The organism is Inquilinus limosus MP06, assembly GCF_000767795.1.
Taxonomy (GTDB): Bacteria; Pseudomonadota; Alphaproteobacteria; order DSM-16000; family Inquilinaceae; genus Inquilinus; species Inquilinus limosus_E.
Genome location: NZ_JANX01000777.1, coordinates 1 through 2,284, shown reverse-complemented (window position 1 = coordinate 2,284; position 2,284 = coordinate 1). Strand labels below are relative to the sequence as shown.

3 protein-coding genes are annotated in these 2,284 nt (G+C 73.2%); all 3 read right to left on the bottom strand.

Features of this window, described 5'->3' with window-relative positions; genetic code table 11:
• Positions 1-1,545 (bottom strand): type VI secretion system baseplate subunit TssF (tssF, locus tag P409_RS32235; protein WP_034848223.1); only part of this gene is annotated, 1,545 nt, incomplete at its 3' end.
• Between the two features lie 4 nt (positions 1,546-1,549).
• Entirely contained in the window at positions 1,550-2,065 is a 516-nt protein-coding gene (gene tssE, locus P409_RS32230) for a type VI secretion system baseplate subunit TssE (RefSeq protein WP_052121648.1), read from the bottom strand.
• Positions 2,062-2,284, bottom strand: a 223-nt coding sequence (locus P409_RS32225) for a type VI secretion system accessory protein TagJ (RefSeq protein ID WP_034848222.1), incomplete at its 5' end; no start/stop codon positions are given. The genes tssE and P409_RS32225, both read right to left, overlap by 4 nt.

Here is a 2,284-nt window from a genome sequence, read left to right as displayed (position 1 = left end):
CGCCCGGGTCTCGACCGTGTCGCGCAGGTCGTAGAGGCGCAGCACCTCGCGCAGGCTGTCGGCCGCGGCCGGCCCGCCGATGATGGAGAGATGGCCGAGCGACAGGTGCGACACCAGCCGCCAGCTGTGATGCTCGCGCAGCGGCGCCCGCAGCGACGGCGTCGGCGCGGTCAGGCAGGCGACGCCGCGCACCGCGCTCACCCCCTCCGCCAGGTGCAGCCGCGGCTGGCCGCCGCCGAAAGGCAGCTCGGCCGGCAGGTCGCGGTTGGTGCATAGCGCGTCGACCGACAGCACCGTGTCCGCCGGCCGGTCGACCGACAGCGCCGGGTCAAACGGCGCCAAGAACACGTCGGTGCCGGTCACCGTCCCCGGCGTCTGGCGGCGGATCACGGCGTAGAAGCCGCTCGGCTCCTCCTCCGCCTGCTCCACCGCCGGATGGCGGTAGAACGGCCGCCAGGGGCGGGAGGAGCCGTCGCCGCGCAGCTCGCGCACGCGCTCGACGCTCCAGATCTCGAAGGCCTTCGGCCGGCGGTTGTCGGCGGCGACCGGGTATTCCGTGCGCTGATGCGTCAGCGGCACCGGCTCGCAGGGCTGGGCGAACAGGTTGACCATCGGCGTGCAGCCGAGCGCCAGGCAGTCGGGTTGCAGCCGCCGCTCCAGGTCGGGCGCGGCCCGGTCGAGATAGACGAAGATCTCCAGCCGGTTGCGCTCATGGATCAGCGTCCTTGCATCGAGGCCGCACAGGTCGACGAACAGGAACTTCTCCGGCAGCGAGAAGTATTCGGTCAGCAGCCGGAAGCCGGAGAAGGAGCGCGCCGGCCAGGGATACAGCGCCTCCTCCGGCGCGAAGCCGACCGGCTTGATGGTGTCGGGCGGCAGCAGCGTCGGGGCGACGTCGTTCGGCCCGTCCGCCAGCGCCACGCCGACGACATGGCCGCACAGCAGCTCGTAGAGCGGCAGGCTCTGGTCGAAGGCGCCGCGCAGGAAGCAGCGCAGCCGGTCCACGCCCAGCTCGGCGAAGCTGGCCTCGGGATCGCTGGTGCGCAGCACGATGCGAAGGACGCTGCGGGCGCCCTGCGCGTCGGGATGGACGGGGGCAGCCAACGGCATCCCGCCCAGCCGCGCGCTTTCGATCTCCACCGGCCACAGTGTGGTGTCGTAGGCGGTGCGGAAGCGGCAGGGCACGCCCTGAACCGGATCGGTCTTCAGCGCCGTGCCGGCCGGCACCACCGCCGTGACGCGCAGATCCGGCTGGCAGGCGAACTGGACGATCGCCGCGGACGGCACCGGCGCCAGGTAATGCGGATACAGTGACCCCAGCAGCGCGTCGGTCAGCTCGGGGAACTCGTCGTCCAGCCGCTGCTGCGCCCGGGCGGCCAGGAACGACACGCCTTCCAGCAGCCGCGCCACATGCGGGTCGTCGACGGCGTCGGCGGTTAGCCGCAGCCGGCCGGCGACCTTGGGGTTGGCCTCGGCGAACTCGCCCGCCAGGCCGCGCAGGGCGGCCAGCTCGCGGTTGTAATAGGGCAGGAAGGCGTCCGACATGGCGTCAGGCTTCGTAGAGCGGGCGCAGGGTGACGTCCGCGGTGGTGGTGTCGACCACGGTGTCGAAGACGATCGGCTCCGGCGCCGGGTCGACCCGCAGCAGCGCGTCGATCCGCAGCCGCAGCGTCGACCGCAGCAGGTCGCCGTCATCCGCCAGTTGCACCTGGACCTGGGTCAGCCGCGGCTCGAACCGGCGGATCGCCTCCTCCACCTCTGCCCGCAGCGCCTCGCGCTGGCGGCGGTCGTTGAAGGCGCCGGCGGTGAAGTCCGGGATGCCGTAGCCAAGCGGCGACAGGCGCAGCGCCGGGGTCGTGTCCGGCACCGACCGCCAGGGCCGGCGGGCGTTCAGCAGCGCCTCCAGGTCGCGATGCACCGACCGGCGCAGCCGCTCGACCGTCTCCGCCGCCGACAAGGGTGCGTCGGCGGCGCGGTCCGGCTCCGGATCCATCAGGCGGTCGAGCAGGGGCAGCCGCGCCGGCAGCGGGGTGCGCGGACGCGAGGCAATGGGCCGCTGGGTCATTCGAAGTCCAGCGTGGCCAGCTGCAGCACCGGCACCGCCTCCTCCCCCACCATGTAGACGCGCTGGCCGATGCCGCGCACCGGCGACGCTTCGGTCCATTCGGTGGCGCGGCCGAGGCGCAGGGGATCGGCCACCACCGTGTCCGCCGGCAGCAGCTCGGGCGGGTACAGCGCCGGCAGATAGACGTCGCCATCCGGCCCGTCGCGCACCACCATGGTG